Genomic DNA, 14,238 nt, shown 5'->3' on the forward strand with positions numbered 1-14,238 from the left:
CACTTAATCACGGGCTTCAATGGGTACCCATTCGCTCTTCTCAGGGCCGGTATAGTCAGCGCTAGGGCGAATAATGCGGTTGTTTTCTCGCTGCTCGAACACGTGCGCAGCCCAGCCGGTAAGCCGTGACATCACGAAAATGGGCGTGAACAGCTTGGTGGGGATATCCATGAAGTGGTAAGCGCTGGCGTGGAAGAAATCCGCGTTGCAGAACAGTTTTTTCTCCCGCCACATGACCGCTTCGCAACGCTCAGATACGGGGTAGAGCACGTTATCGCCCACATCGTCGGCAAGCTTTTTCGACCAGTGCTTGATGATGGCATTACGTGGGTCTGACTCGCGGTAAATGGCGTGCCCAAAGCCCATGATTTTTTCTTTGCGCTTCAGCATGCCGAGCATTTCGCGCTCGGCTTCTTCCGGCGAGGTCCAGTTTTCGATCATCGCCATCGCCGCTTCGTTGGCGCCACCGTGCAGCGGCCCACGTAGCGAGCCAATCGCCCCGGTCACGCAGGAGTGCATGTCCGAAAGCGTCGAAGCGCATACCCTGGCGGTGAAGGTAGAGGCATTGAACTCGTGCTCGGCGTAGAGAATCAGCGAGACATTCATCACCCGCGCATGCAGCTCGGAAGCGGGCTTGTCGCGCAGCATATGCAGAAAATGCCCGCCCACCGAGGCATCGTCGGTTTCAGTGTCGATGCGCACGCCATCGTGGCTGTAGCGGTACCAGTAGCAAATGATCGACGGCAGGACGGCCAGCAGGCGATCGGCCACATCTTCCTGCTCATCAAAGCTTTCCTCGGTTTCCAGATTACCAAGCATGGATGTCCCGGTACGCATCACATCCATGGGGTGAGCGTCTTTGGGAATCTCTTCCAGCACGTTTTTCAAGGCGCTGGGTAAGCCACGCTGGCTTTTGAGTTTGGCAATGTAATCGTCAAGTTCAGACTGGTTGGGCAGCTTGCCTTTCAGCAACAGATAAGCGACTTCTTCAAACTTGGCCTTTTCAGCCAGCTCTTTGATATCAAAGCCGCGGTAGGTTAACCCTGAGCCTGTTTTACCGACGGTACACAGCGCGGTGGAGCCGGCGCTCTGGCCACGAAGTCCTGCACTGTTTTGCGCTTTATCAGCCATGTAAGTCTCCTGCTAGCGTGTTTTATAGGTTATAAATTTGTAGGGGGTAACGGCGATTAGGTATCTTTCTGCTCGGCGAACAGCGCGTCGAGCTTTTGTTCGAAGTCGTGATAGTTCAAAAAGTCGTAGAGCTCGTCACGGGTTTGCATGGTGTCCAGCACGTCTTTCTGGTGGCCGTTGTCCAGAATGCTTTGATAGACGTGAAGCGCGGCGGCGTTCATGGCGCGGAAAGCCGAGAGCGGATACAGCACCATCCGGCAGCCAACCTCACCCAATTCTTGCTGGGTGAACAGCGGCGTCGCGCCAAACTCGGTAATATTGGCAAGAATCGGCGCATTGACCTGTTCGCAAAACGCCCGGTAATCGTCCAGCGTATGCACCGCCTCAGCGAAAATGGCGTCAGCACCTGCCTCGATACAGGCATTGGCACGCTCGATCGCGGCGTCCAGCCCTTCTTTCTGAAAGGCATCCGTGCGGGCGATGAGGTAAAAATCGGGGTCGAGCCTGGCATCCGCCGCGGCCTTGATGCGATCGACCATTTCCTGCTGGGAGACAATCTCCTTGTTGGGGCGATGCCCGCAGCGCTTCTGAGCGATCTGGTCCTCAAGGTGCACCGCCGCCACGCCCGCACGCTGCATTTCCTTGACGGTGCGCGCGATATTAAACGCCCCGCCCCAGCCGGTATCGATATCCACCAGCAGCGGGACATCCGTCGCGCCGCAGATGCGGTGGGCATCTTCCACAACATCGTTCATGGTGGTCATGCCCAAATCGGGCAAGCCAAAGGAGGCATTGGCCACGCCACCGCCGGACAGATAAATCGCCTGATGACCGACCCGCTCAGCCATCATCGCCGTGTAGGCGTTGATCGTGCCAAGAATCGGCAGCGGGCGATTCGCCTCTAGTGCTGCCCGGAAGCGCGCACCGGGGGTAAGCCCTGACAGGGGAGATTGAGACATGGATGTAGACTCCTTTGAGATCCGACACGGGTAGACGGCGATTTAATCCGTGGGTGTCGATGATTGTTGTTCAAGAATGGTGGCGTAACGGTCGGCGACATTGGCGCGGGAGGCGCTGACGTGGCGGCGCATCAACAGCTCGGCGAGTTCAGCATCCCCGGCTTCAATGGCGTCGACAATGCGATGGTGCTCCACAAAGGCACGCTGGGGGCGCGCACCGCTGGCACTGAACTGGGTACGGTAGAGACGGACGAGGTAATAAAGATCATCGCAGAGCAGATTCATCAACATCTTGTTGTGGCTGCCCTGAACGATGCGGTAGTGGAAATCGAGATCGCCTTCACGCTGATAGTAGGCCTCGCCGCGCTTCAGGTCGCTCTGCCCCTCGTGGAGTGCCAGCACGTCCCGCAGCCCTTGAATCTCGTCTGCAGACATGTGCTCGGCGGCCAGGCGTGCGGCCATGCTCTCCAACGCCTCGCGTACGTCAAACAGTTCAATCAGTTCTTTCATCGAGAGTTTGACGACGCGCGCGCCCACATGGGGGACCCGCTCGATCAAGCGGTGTGCTTCCAGGCGACGCATCGCTTCACGCAGCGGCCCGCGCGAAATACCGTAGGCTTTCGACAACCCTGGTTCGGTGATCTTGCTGCCTGGGGCCAGCTCGCCGCGCACGATAGCGTCCTGGAGCTGCTGGAAAACCCGCTCGGCCAGAGTACGCACTTCGGGAGAAGTCGCCTCATGATCGGATGCGTCTTGGTGTGGTGTAACAGCGGATAGCGTCATGGCAAATTGTCGACAATTAAATGATAGAACAACTTTAGTCTTCCGCAAAACCGCCGTCAACCATGCTTACTGTACGATCAGATAGGCCTTTTGTCGTACGACTTAGGGTAATAACGTCTTGCGGTGTCAACAATCTTGCGAAAAGCGGGAAACCACCGACGGCAATGTTTTGCATCGTGCGATTAACGTGAGAAAGCCGTCGAGAAGATCGACTGGTGTGATTGTTTAACGCCCTCTAAAATGCGTTGCCCACTCGGCCAGGCGTTTGCTTCATGACATCGGCGTTAATACTGACGGCACTGCCCTATCTACCCGACCCCTTGTCGACGTTCGCGGCACTCCGCCAACGCTCGGGCGCGGTGTTGCTCGATAGCGGGCGCCCGTTGGCCAATGGCCGGTTTGATATCATGAGCAGTGACCCACTGGCGACGCTTGAGATCGATGCCAAGGGGCAGCCGAGGGTCGCGTCCGATCACCTCAAGGCCCCCACCCACTGGCCGGATGCCTTTGCCCCCCAGCAGTGGCTGCTTGACCAGTTGCCTGTGCAACCCCAAGACATGGGCGAGCTCCCCTTTGCAGGCGGCTTAATTGGTTACTGGGGTTATGACCTGGGCCGAGAGCAGCAGTCGATTGCCAGCCAGCAGCCGCGTGTCACCAACCTGCCCCAAGCCCGAATTGGGCTCTATGACTGGTGCATCACGCTTGACCACCACACCCAGCAGGCATGGCTAGTCGCCTCCGCTGAGCGCCGCGAACAGGTCATGCGCTGGCTTGGCCGCTCAGTGCCAGCCACGGCACCGTTTAGTCTGACCGCTTCTTTTCAGGCGGAACTCAGCCGCGCTGACTACCATCAGCGCTTTCATGCCGTGCAAGACTACATCCGCGCGGGGGATTGCTATCAGATCAACCTGGCCCAGCGCTTTTCGGCGTCTTACCAGGGCGATGAGTGGCAAGCCTATTTGAGACTGCGTAGAGCCACTCCAACGCCTTTTTCAGGATTTATGGCGTGGCAGGACAAAGCAGTGCTTTCGCTCTCGCCCGAACGGTTTATTCGTAGCCATGAAGGCCAGGTGGAAACCCGCCCGATCAAGGGAACGCGCCCCCGCGGCATGACCCCTGAAGAAGATAACGCACTTGCCGAGCAGTTGCTTAACAGCCGTAAAGACCGCGCTGAAAACGTCATGATCGTTGACCTGTTGCGTAATGACCTAGGCCGTATCTGCCTGCCCGGCACGATCAAGGTGCCTCAGCTCTGTCATCTGGAGAGCTATCCCAACGTTCATCACCTGGTCAGCGTGATCCAGGGTCAACTCCCCGACCCGCGTGCCGCCCTCGCCTTGCTCGCGGCTGCGTTTCCTGGCGGTTCGATTACCGGTGCCCCCAAAATTCGTGCCATGCAGATCATCGATGAACTGGAGCCCTGCCAGCGAAGCGTTTACTGCGGCAGTCTTGGGTATGTCGACGTGCGGGGAAGCATGGATACCTCGATTGCCATTCGCACGATGGTGGCAGACGCAGGAAGGCTCCACGTGTGGGGCGGTGGCGGGCTGGTGGCCGACTCCAACGTCGATGAGGAATACACCGAGACAATCGACAAAATTCGCCATTTGATCAAAGCACTGGAATAAGTAAGAGCAGTTTTTAAATCAAAAAGGAATATAAAAGCCAAACCAAACGGTATTGGGGCGACCTGCCTGCTCTTTGATAGCCTAGTGGTACGATCTTTCCGACGATAAGGAGGCAGCATGTCCTCAGAACTTGACGCGATCAACAACGAATTTGCCAACAACCCCCAAGGGCTGGTTGAGTGGGCGCTGGCTCAGGGCGCACGGCCTATCTGCACGACCAACTTCCGCCCGTTCGAAGCGGTAATTCTGCACATGGTGACTCAGGTGCGCCCCGATATTCCCATCGTATGGATGGATAGCGGCTACAACACCGAGGCGACCTATCAGTTTGCTGATGAGGTCATCAAGCAGCTTAACCTGAACATCGTCAGCTTCCTGCCCAAGCGGACCCGCGCGCATCGCGAGGCACTGGAAGGCCCCATGCCGGGTATTGATGACCCGCGCCACGATGCCTTTACCCAGGAAGTCAAAATCGAACCCTTCGAACGCGCCCTGAGGGAAATGCAGCCGGACGTGTGGTTCACTGCCCTGCGCGCAGAAGACACGCCCGAGCGTGCCAAGATGCAACCCGTTAGCCGCAATGCTGACGGCCTGCTGAAAGTCGCGCCGCTGCTTCAGTGGACGGCCAAGGATATGTATCAGTATCTGCAAGCCCACAATCTGCCCAACAACTTCGACTACTTTGACCCCACCAAGGTCGAGGAAAAGCGCGAATGTGGACTGCATTTACAGCACTAATCCACACGGCGGGTTAATACTCCGGCAGGTCCAGGTCATCGAATAACGACTGCTCATGACGCGGGCCTGCGGTCAGCGCCTCTTCCACCCGATCACGGGTAAGATGAGGCGCAAAGCGGGTCAGGAAATCGTACATATAACCACGCATAAAAGTGCCGCGACGAATACCAATCTTGGTCATCGAGCTTGCGAACAGATGGCGCGCATCCAGCGCGACCAGATCACCATCCAACGCCGGGTCGACGGCCATGTGCGCCACAATACCCACCCCCATGCCGAGCCGCACGTAGGTTTTGATCACATCGGCATCTGCCGCCGTGAGCACCACATTAGGTGTCAGTCCCTTGGCTTTGAACGCATCGTCCAGTTGGGAACGCCCGGTGAAGCCAAACACGTAGGTGACCAGCGGGTGCTCCGCCAGCGCTTCCAATGTTAACGGTGCATCCAGGTTGGCTAGCGGATGGTCTTTGGGCACCAGCACGCAGCGGTTCCAGCGATAGCAAGGGAGCAGGATAAGATCGGTAAACAGCTCCAGCGACTCGGTGGCAATCGCGAAATCGGCCTGACCCTCACTGACCATCTGGGCGATTTGCTTGGGCGTGCCCTGCTGCATGTGCAGCGCCACATCGGGGTACTTCTGGGTAAAAGCGCTGATGACAGGGGGTAGTGCATAGCGCGCCTGGGTGTGGGTGGTGGCAATCGCCAGACTGCCGCGCCGCTCGTCGCTATGCTCCTGGGCGACGTGCTTGATGTTCTCGGTCAACCGCAACACCTGCCCGGCCAGATCAATGATCGACTGGCCAGCGGGGGTCACTCGGGTCAGGTGCTTACCACTGCGGGCAAAAATCTCGACGCCCAGCTCGTCTTCCAGCAGGCGAATTTGTTTGGAAATCCCGGGCTGCGAGGTATACAGGCTTTGCGCGGTGGCCGAAACGTTCAAGTTGTGCCGATTCACTTCCCAAATGTAGCGAAGCTGCTGCAGTTTCATAGTGTCACCTAACCGGTCAATGCACGGATGCTTGCGTTGCAACGACAAGCGCTGCCCTGGGCACTTGGGTCGCACAACCGCATGGCATTATTAGAATAAAAAAATTCGCTATAATGCCTTTATAGTATAAAAAAACAGCCTTAGCAGCACCTATTACTTTTTACTATTTTATCGATTTCGTGAAGAACGCATTTGCCACACCCCGTTTCGCCCGCTAACATTTGCCGACTTGGCGCGATGAAATGCGCTACGCAATCGCGTGATGACCGTTGCTCCATTTGAGGCAACGAAACAGCAAGAGCAACGCAAACGGGAGAAGCAAATGGCTACTAATGTTGATGTTACTAACGCCAATTTTGAGCAGGAAGTCCTCAACGCCGAACAGCCAGTCCTACTGAAGTTTTGGGCCCCCTGGTGCGGCCCCTGCAAAGTGATGGCGCCGGTGGTCGATGAAGTCGCCGACGAGCAAGGCGAAAACCTCAAGGTGGTCAGCGTGAACGTTGACGACGCCCCTGAGATCGCGGCAGAGCAAGGCGTCCGCGGCGTTCCCACCGTCATGCTGTTTAAAGCCGGCACCAAAGTGGCATCGCTGGTGGGCGCTCAATCGAAATCGCAGCTGACCCAGTTTATTGACCAGAACGCTTAACGTAGCAAAACCGCCGACAGGGTCGGCGGTTCTCATTATTCAGTTCAATGGCGCCTCAGCCAAGGTGGGCGCCGAGCGTCCTGCTTACTTGAGGTTTCACCTTTTCGACTGCCCGGCCCCAATAAGTGCGCAATCCAACGCGTCTGTGGGTGGCTGTCCAGGGCTATCTTGAGCGTCATGGTCAAAACGACCGACAGCAACATCCCGGCAACACCAAACACCCATCCCCATACCACCAGCGATAAAAACGCCACAAAGGTGGAAAGCCCCAGCGCCTGCCCCATGATCCGCGGCTCAACCAAGTTACCCAGCACGAAGTTGATCGCCAGGTAAGTAGATGCCAGCAGCAATGCCTGCCAGACACCCCCATCCTGCGCGACCAGCAGCAATAAGACAGGCGGAATCGCGGCAATTGCAGAACCGATATTGGGGATAAAGTTAAGCGCGAAGGCCAGCACACCCCAAAGCAGCGGAAACTCCACCCCCACCATCAGGCAAGAAAGCCATACCAAAATACCCGTCGCCAGGCTAATCACCGTCTTGACGGCAAGGTAACGTTTCAACGTCAAGCTGAATTCGCTGAAACGCTTCAAACTCGGCGCCGGGTTTTCCAGGGCCCGCGATACCTTATCGCGGAAATTCAGCGTTTCGAACATCAAGAAAATAACCAGCAGCGCGACAATGGCACTCTGCATAAACAGGTTGCCAAGCTCTCCCAGCAAGGTTTGCATCCAGGACCCTTCGCCCTCCATTTCCAGCATCGAGCTTAACCGGTCCGGGTCTATCGCCAAACCGCGCGAGGCCAATGCATTTAATATATCCCAGTAGTGCTCGTAGAGACGCGTTTCAATATTAGGCAGGGCTTGGATGAAGGTACTAAAACTGTTCACCACCAGCAGACCAATCATCGACACAAACACCAGCATGAAAACCAAGGTGAGAAAAACTGAAAGCCGTAAGCTCAACCCGCAACGATTCAGCCAATGCACGGGGGACGTGCATACCACAGCGATAAAAATGGCGAGCAGCAGCGGTACCAGCAGATCCGAACCCATTTTCATACCCGCCATAATGACCACCAAGGCGGCCATGGCCAGCGTGGCATTCAATGGAATACTGCGGTAATCCTCATCCGATAACTTCGACATACCCCTCCATCCCTAAGCGATGTCGCCTTCTAAACCAGAAGACAAGCGAATTTAGCACCCAGCGTGCAAACTTCTAGCAACAATTTTCAATCAAGCTTGCACGGCTGAACTTTCTTTAGTCTACGGCATTCAAATCAGAGTCTAGTCTTAGACTTTCTACTCCGCCATGTGCCTGAACGCACACGCATTTAAAGGGATGTTGCCCCATGAAATTTCGCTTACCCTCTAAAACATCACTACGCCAAAGCCTCGCCGCCGGCGCACTGCTTACCCTAATCAGCATTCCGATGGCCCAGGCAGCACCAACGCCGCCGAGCTTACATGTACAGGCTCAGTCCTGGGTTGAGGTCGCGCCTGATAAAGCCACCCTCAATGCCCGCCTATGGGAAAAGACGCCCGCGCTATCAAGCCTCGAAGACACCGACAGCGACGAATTAACCGCTGCGCGGGAGCGCCTTGAGCGTCGGGCCAGCGACCTGATAAACACCATGGAAGATAGCGGCCTTGAGCGCGACGCCATCAGCGCCGGCTCATTGAATATTTACCCGGAGCAGGTCTCAGGCACGCGTGGCGATAATGGCGAGGGTGAAACGCTACAACGCACGCGGCTCGAACGTCCGGTTACCGTCGAACTGACGGATATCGACCAGCTTGGAGACGTGTTGGACGCATTGATGGATGCAGGCGTGAACGCCTTGGACGGCGTGCAATTCGACCTGCAGGACCGTGACGCCGCCACCGACGAGGCGCTGGTCAAAGCGCTGGAGAAAGCCCGGCACAAGGCTGAGCTAATGGCCGACACGCTGAATACTGAGCTTGGCCATGTTCAGCGCATCGAAGAAACCCAGTCGCCCATTTTCCAACCCCACATGATGTCAATGCGGGCGGAGAGCAGTGTCAGTGCCGACGCCAACAAAGGTCCCAGCAGCGAATATCGCCCTGGGACCATCCGCATAGAAGCAGGCGTTAACGTGGAATGGGCACTTAAAGGGCCAGGCGCTCCAGCCCACCCAGATAGCGACGCAGCGGCTCAGGAATAACCACCGAGCCATCCGCCTGCTGGTGATTCTCAAGCACCGCCAGCAGGCAGCGCCCGACCGCCAGCCCCGAGCCGTTCAAAGTATGCAACAACTGGGGCTTTTTTGCGTCCGGATGCCGGAAACGCGCCTGCATACGCCGCGCCTGGAAATCCTCACAGTTGGAAACCGATGAAATCTCGCGGAAGGTATCTTGGCTGGGCAGCCATACTTCCAGATCGTAGGTCTTAGTCGCCCCGAATCCCATATCGCCGGTACACAGCGTCACCACCCGATACGGCAACTCAAGCGCCTGCAGAATCGCCTCCGCATGGCCGCGCATCTCTTCCAGCGCCTCATAGCTCTTGTCCGGTTCGACGATCTGGACCATCTCGACCTTATCGAACTGGTGCTGACGGATCATGCCGCGGGTGTCGCGCCCGTGTGAGCCTGCCTCAGAGCGAAAACACGGCGTATGCGCGGTGAGCTTCATGGGTAACACCGCCTGGTCGACGATTTCATCGCGCACAAAGTTGGTCAGCGGCACTTCCGAGGTGGGAATCAGGTGGTATTCACGCTCATCGTCCAGCTTAAACAAATCTTCGCCAAACTTGGGCAACTGGCCGGTGCCGATCAGCGAATCGCGGTTGACCATGTACGGTACATAGCACTCTTCATAGCCGTGCTGCTCGGTCTGGGTATCCAGCATGAACTGCGCCAGAGCGCGATGCAGGCGCGCTACCGGTCCGCGCATCACTGCAAAGCGTGCGCCGGTGAGCTTGGAAGCCAGATCAAAATCGAGATAGCCCGACTGCTTGCCCAGATCGACGTGATCCAGCACCTCGAAATCAAATGCGCGCGGCGTACCCCAGCGGTGCAGCTCAACGTTATCGTCTTCGCTTTTACCTTCCGGCACGCTTTCATGGGGAATATTGGGAATCCCGCTGACCGCATCGTCCCACTCAGCCTGCACCGCCGCCAGCTGCTGCTTTGCGGCATCCAGGCGCTCGCCCAGGTCACTGACCTCGTCCAGCAACGGCTGGATATCCTCGCCGTTGGCCTTCGCCTTGCCAATCGCCTTGGAGCGGGTGTTGCGCTCGTTCTGCAGCTGTTCCGTCTGGGTTTGCAGCTCGCGGCGGCGCGACTCCAACGCCTGCAGCCCCTGTTTATCCAACACAAAGCCCCGACGGGCCAGTTGTTGCGCAAGCGCATCAAGATCACCGCGCAGCAGTTTCGGATCGAGCATGAGGTATCCCTTGGCCTGAATTCAGTGAACCACGGCGCAAAACGCCGACAACAAAGGCGACTATTGTAGGCAAAAGCGTGGCGGGGGGCTATGGGGTTATCCGCTACACGCAGCACTGCTAACATAAGCGTATCGACCCTGATTAGCCAAGCGAGCTTCAAATGACCTCTGCTTTTGAGCAAACACTAGACGCCATTGATGCGCTGCATGCCCAGGACCCGCGTTCCACGACGCTTGACGATGGCGCCACCATGCCCCAGGAGTTGGCTTATGCCCAGCGTATGAGCAAGTGGCTGGCACCTGTTTTTGATGCGCCCGGCGAGCTATTGCAACTGGCGGTGCGCGCCCAGCATTTGCAGCGCTGGCAGGTTCCCCGCGAGGACTACGACAAAGGCCGAGTGGGCTATTTGACCTGGCGGCGCGACCAGGGCAAGCGTGCAGGCGAGACCACAGCCCAACTGATGCAGGAAGCCGGGTATAGCGCCGAGGAGGCCAAACGCGTCGCGGCAATGATCGGCAAGAAAGGCCTGGGGCGTGACCCCGAGGTACAGGCGCTGGAAGACTGTGCCTGCCTGGTGTTCCTGGAAAACTACTTCGCCGATTTCTCGCGCAAGGTCGAGCACGACCATATGGTGCGCATTGTGCAGATGACCTGGCGTAAAATGTCTCCGCGTGCCCATGAGTTGGCGTTAGCGCTGCCCATGTCGGCATCATCCGCCGCGCTAGTCAAGGAAGCACTGGGCGAGGCATAACGCCGCCGCCCAGGTGCAGGCCGTCGGTCACTGCGGTAAAGTAGTCGCCTTCTCTTCATCCGCTTTCGGCAGTGACGGCTTGCTCAATTATGATTGCATCTCTGGATTCGCGTACCGCGCCACTTCAACGCCTGGGCTCTCATTACGTGCGCTTTCTCGAGGCGCTGAAAACGCGTGGCTTTGAAGGCGAGATCGCGCCGGATTACGCCAACCGCACGGTACTGGCGACGGACAACTCGATTTACCAGCGCCTGCCCCAGGCGGCGGTATTCCCCAAGCACGGCGAAGACCTGGAGCGTCTGACCAAACTGGCGGGTGAAGTGCCCCATCGCGATATCGTGCTCACCCCTCGGGGCGGCGGCACCGGGACTAACGGCCAGTCGCTGACCGACGGCATTGTGGTGGATGTCTCCCGCCACATGAACGAGATTATCGAGATCGACGTGGAAAACCGCCGGGTGCGCGTACAGGCGGGCGTGGTAAAAGACCAGCTCAACGCAGCACTCAAGCCTCACGGGCTGTTTTTCGCGCCGGAGCTGTCGACCTCCAACCGCGCCACCATCGGCGGCATGATTGCCACCGATGCCAGCGGCCAGGGCAGCTGCGAGTATGGCAAGACCCGCGACCATGTACTGGAGCTCGACACGGTGCTGCTGGGCGGTAAGCACTTACATAGCCGCCCACTGAACGTTGAAGAAGAAGCCGCAGAATGCCAGCAAGATGGCATCCTCGGCAGGGTTCACGCCACCGCTGCCGAGATTATCGACCAGCAGCGCGAACTGATCGAGACCACTTTCCCGCCGCTCAACCGCTGCCTGACAGGCTTCGACCTGGCCCACCTGCGCGATGATGAAGGGCAGCTTAACCTCAACAGCCTGTTATGCGGCTCGGAAGGCTCGCTTGGGTTTCTGAACGAAGCCGTGTTGAATGTCCTGCCGATCCCCAAACACTCGACGTTAGTGAACGTTCGCTACGCCGGTTTCATGGAGGCCCTGCGGGATGCCAAAGCGCTGATGGCGTCAAGCGCGCGCCCCACGTCCATCGAAACCATCGACGACACCGTGCTGCAACTTGCCATGGACGACTTCGTATGGGACAGCGTGGCCGAGTTTTTCCCGGCCGGTGACACCGCCATTCGCGGCATTAACCTGGTCGAATTCAACGACGACGACCCCGATGCGCTGGCTCAGCGGGTTCGCGTGTTCACCGAGCATTTACGCCACGATGCCACCGTCGAACGCCTGGGTTACACCCTGGCCGAAGGGCGCGGGCAGATCCAGACCGTCTACGCCATGCGCAAGCGCTCGGTGGGCTTGCTCGGTAACGTGCAGGGCGAAAAGCGCCCGATTCCGTTTGTGGAAGACACCGCCGTGCCGCCGGAGCACCTGGCCGATTATATTGCCGAGTTTCGCGCCGCACTGGATGCCCGGGGGCTTGCCTATGGCATGTTTGGCCACGTGGATGCTGGGGTGCTGCACGTTCGCCCGTCGCTGGATATGAAAGACCCGGCCCAGGAAGCGCTGATTCGGGAAATTTCCGATGAGGTGGTCGCGCTTACCCAGAAATACGGGGGGCTTTTATGGGGCGAGCACGGTAAAGGTGTCCGCTCGGAATACTCGCCAAAATTTTTTGGTGACCTCTACCCGAGCTTGCAGCGTGTCAAAGCCGCGTTTGACCCCTACAACCAGCTAAACCCCGGCAAGATCGCCTCTCCCGCTGAGGGGGACAAGCTGATCGCCAAGGATAGCGACCCTGATCTGCTTACTATCGATGGCGTGCCGATGCGCGGCCAGCTTGACCGCACCATCGATGAACGGGCCTGGCAGGCTTACGACGCCGCGGTCTATTGCAACGGCAACGGCGCCTGCTACAACTATGATGTCGATGACCCCATGTGCCCTTCCTGGAAGGCCACCCGCGATCGCCGCCATTCGCCCAAAGGCCGCGCCAGCCTGATCCGCGAGTGGCTGCGCCTGCAGTCCCAAGCGGGGGTTGACGTGGTGGAAGAGTCGCGCAAGAAAAAAGCCGAGGGTGGCTGGGGCTTTATCAAAAGCTTCCCGCGGCGGGTGGTCAACACACTGAGCCGCAGGCAGCACCACGATTATTCTCATCAGGTCTACGACGCCATGGCCGGTTGCCTGGCGTGCAAATCCTGCGCCGGGCAGTGCCCGGTCAAGGTCAATGTGCCGCAGTTCCGTTCGCAGTTTCTAGAGGTCTACCACGGCCGCTACCTGCGACCGCTGCGCGACTACGTCATCGGCGGCACCGAATGGATGCTGCCAGTCGCTGCCAGGGTTGCTCCCCTGTATAACGCCGTGCTGGGTCAGCGCTGGGTGGAAAAACTCATGCGCAAAGGCGTGGGCATTAGCGACTCCCCGTCGCTTTCCCGCGCCAACCTCAAGAAAAAGCTGCGCGCCTGGGGCGTGGCAGAAGCCACCCCCACGTCATTGGCCCTGCTCACCGAACAGCAGCGCGCCAACAGCGTGATCATCGTCCAGGATGCGTTTACCAGCCACTTTGAAGCCAAGCTGGTGATGGACGTGGTGGAGCTGTTATCACGGCTCAATCTGCGGGTCTTCGTGATGCCTTATTCGGCCAACGGTAAGCCACTGCACGTTCAGGGCTTTTTGGGCGCCTTCGAGCGCACCGCCGCCCGGCAGGCCGAACGCCTGCGCACACTGGCCCACTTTGACATTCCGCTGGTGGGTATCGACCCGGCGATGACGCTGACCTACCGCCAGGAATACGTCAAAGCACTGGGCGATAAGGCCGTACCGGACGTACTGATGCTGCAGGAGTGGCTGGCCACCCGGCTCAACACCCTTGCCACCCGCCCCCTTGAGCTCACTGACCCAGGCTATAAGCTGCTTTCCCACTGCACCGAAAGCACCAACGCGCCAGGTAGCCCCAAGGCGTGGCAGCAGGTGTTTGCCGCCTTTGGGCTAGAGCTCGAACTGGTCAGTACCGGCTGCTGCGGCATGTCCGGTACTTACGGCCATGAAACCCGTAACACCGCCACCTCCAGAACCATTTACGCCCAGTCCTGGCAACCCCAGGTAGACGCCGATGAAAACGCAGGCAAGCTCCTGGCCACCGGCTACTCCTGCCGCAGCCAGGTGAAGCGCTATTCCGCACAAACGCTTGAACACCCCCTTCAAGCGCTGCTGGGCGCCCTCAAACGCGGATAACGTTGATCTCACTAA

At 58.3% G+C, this 14,238-nt stretch carries 12 protein-coding genes; 6 read left to right on the forward strand and 6 right to left on the reverse strand.

Going from position 1 to position 14,238, the window contains the following annotated elements:
- Positions 1–3 precede the first annotated feature (3 nt).
- Genes prpC through HXW73_RS11350 form a run of 3 tightly spaced genes read right to left on the reverse strand, consistent with a single transcriptional unit; the run spans position 4 to position 2,873 of the window.
- On the reverse strand, positions 4–1,131 hold the full coding sequence (gene prpC / locus HXW73_RS11340) for a bifunctional 2-methylcitrate synthase/citrate synthase (RefSeq protein ID WP_186253209.1): 1,128 nt from the start codon (positions 1,129–1,131) through the stop codon (positions 4–6).
- Positions 1,132–1,187: 56 nt separating this feature from the next.
- The gene (gene prpB, locus HXW73_RS11345) at positions 1,188–2,075 is read right to left on the reverse strand and encodes a methylisocitrate lyase (RefSeq protein WP_446719011.1); all 888 of its coding nucleotides are present in this window, start codon (positions 2,073–2,075) and stop codon (positions 1,188–1,190) included.
- Between the two features lie 57 nt (positions 2,076–2,132).
- Positions 2,133–2,873, reverse strand: a complete 741-nt coding sequence (locus HXW73_RS11350) for a GntR family transcriptional regulator (protein ID WP_186253211.1) — start codon at positions 2,871–2,873, stop codon at positions 2,133–2,135.
- 272 nt (positions 2,874–3,145) lie between these two features.
- On the opposite strand from HXW73_RS11350, the gene pabB reads away from it, so the two are divergent.
- Together pabB and HXW73_RS11360 are read left to right on the forward strand one after the other, a co-directional pair.
- On the forward strand, positions 3,146–4,501 hold the full coding sequence (gene pabB, locus HXW73_RS11355) for an aminodeoxychorismate synthase component I (protein ID WP_186253212.1): 1,356 nt from the start codon (positions 3,146–3,148) through the stop codon (positions 4,499–4,501).
- A 117-nt stretch (positions 4,502–4,618) separates the two neighbouring features.
- A complete protein-coding gene (locus tag HXW73_RS11360; protein WP_186253213.1) occupies positions 4,619–5,239 on the forward strand; it encodes a phosphoadenosine phosphosulfate reductase domain-containing protein in 621 nt (206 codons plus the stop codon).
- A 13-nt stretch (positions 5,240–5,252) separates the two neighbouring features.
- Here the strand turns inward: HXW73_RS11360 and cysB are convergent, their stop codons facing one another.
- Entirely contained in the window at positions 5,253–6,227 is a 975-nt protein-coding gene (gene cysB / locus HXW73_RS11365; protein ID WP_186253214.1) for an HTH-type transcriptional regulator CysB, read from the reverse strand.
- Between the two features lie 322 nt (positions 6,228–6,549).
- On the opposite strand from cysB, the gene trxA reads away from it, so the two are divergent.
- Complete coding sequence (gene trxA, locus HXW73_RS11370; RefSeq protein WP_066322112.1) at positions 6,550–6,873, forward strand: thioredoxin; 324 nt, start codon at positions 6,550–6,552, stop codon at positions 6,871–6,873.
- A 44-nt stretch (positions 6,874–6,917) separates the two neighbouring features.
- Here the strand turns inward: trxA and HXW73_RS11375 are convergent, their stop codons facing one another.
- Complete coding sequence (locus HXW73_RS11375) at positions 6,918–8,021, reverse strand: AI-2E family transporter (protein ID WP_186253215.1); 1,104 nt, start codon at positions 8,019–8,021, stop codon at positions 6,918–6,920.
- 206 nt (positions 8,022–8,227) lie between these two features.
- Between HXW73_RS11375 and HXW73_RS11380 the strand changes: the two genes are divergently transcribed.
- Entirely contained in the window at positions 8,228–9,061 is an 834-nt protein-coding gene (locus HXW73_RS11380) for an SIMPL domain-containing protein (RefSeq protein WP_186253216.1), read from the forward strand.
- Here the strand turns inward: HXW73_RS11380 and serS are convergent.
- Entirely contained in the window at positions 9,006–10,283 is a 1,278-nt protein-coding gene (serS, locus tag HXW73_RS11385) for a serine--tRNA ligase (protein ID WP_186253217.1), read from the reverse strand. The two genes, HXW73_RS11380 and serS, sit on opposite strands and share 56 nt — an antisense overlap.
- Positions 10,284–10,444: 161 nt before the next feature.
- Between serS and HXW73_RS11390 the strand changes: the two genes are divergently transcribed.
- Positions 10,445–11,035 carry a DUF4202 domain-containing protein gene (locus HXW73_RS11390; RefSeq protein ID WP_186253218.1) on the forward strand — a complete coding sequence of 197 codons (591 nt, stop codon included), beginning with the start codon at positions 10,445–10,447 and terminating at the stop codon, positions 11,033–11,035.
- Between the two features lie 89 nt (positions 11,036–11,124).
- Positions 11,125–14,223, forward strand: a complete 3,099-nt coding sequence (gene ydiJ, locus HXW73_RS11395; RefSeq protein ID WP_186253219.1) for a D-2-hydroxyglutarate dehydrogenase YdiJ — start codon at positions 11,125–11,127, stop codon at positions 14,221–14,223.
- Positions 14,224–14,238 lie beyond the last annotated feature (15 nt).

The sequence above is a fragment of the Halomonas sp. SH5A2 genome (assembly GCF_014263395.1).
GTDB lineage: Bacteria > Pseudomonadota > Gammaproteobacteria > Pseudomonadales > Halomonadaceae > Vreelandella.

Coding starts and splice junctions, on each gene's coding strand:
- HXW73_RS11375 (WP_186253215.1), bottom strand. CDS start 8,021: ATGTCGAAGTTATCGGATGAGGATTACCGCAGTATTCCATTGAATGCC.
- serS (WP_186253217.1), bottom strand. CDS start 10,283: ATGCTCGATCCGAAACTGCTGCGCGGTGATCTTGATGCGCTTGCGCAA.
- prpC (WP_186253209.1), bottom strand. CDS start 1,131: ATGGCTGATAAAGCGCAAAACAGTGCAGGACTTCGTGGCCAGAGCGCC.
- cysB (WP_186253214.1), bottom strand. CDS start 6,227: ATGAAACTGCAGCAGCTTCGCTACATTTGGGAAGTGAATCGGCACAAC.
- HXW73_RS11390 (WP_186253218.1), top strand. CDS start 10,445: ATGACCTCTGCTTTTGAGCAAACACTAGACGCCATTGATGCGCTGCAT.
- pabB (WP_186253212.1), top strand. CDS start 3,146: ATGACATCGGCGTTAATACTGACGGCACTGCCCTATCTACCCGACCCC.
- HXW73_RS11350 (WP_186253211.1), bottom strand. CDS start 2,873: ATGACGCTATCCGCTGTTACACCACACCAAGACGCATCCGATCATGAG.
- HXW73_RS11360 (WP_186253213.1), top strand. CDS start 4,619: ATGTCCTCAGAACTTGACGCGATCAACAACGAATTTGCCAACAACCCC.
- HXW73_RS11380 (WP_186253216.1), top strand. CDS start 8,228: ATGAAATTTCGCTTACCCTCTAAAACATCACTACGCCAAAGCCTCGCC.
- trxA (WP_066322112.1), top strand. CDS start 6,550: ATGGCTACTAATGTTGATGTTACTAACGCCAATTTTGAGCAGGAAGTC.
- ydiJ (WP_186253219.1), top strand. CDS start 11,125: ATGATTGCATCTCTGGATTCGCGTACCGCGCCACTTCAACGCCTGGGC.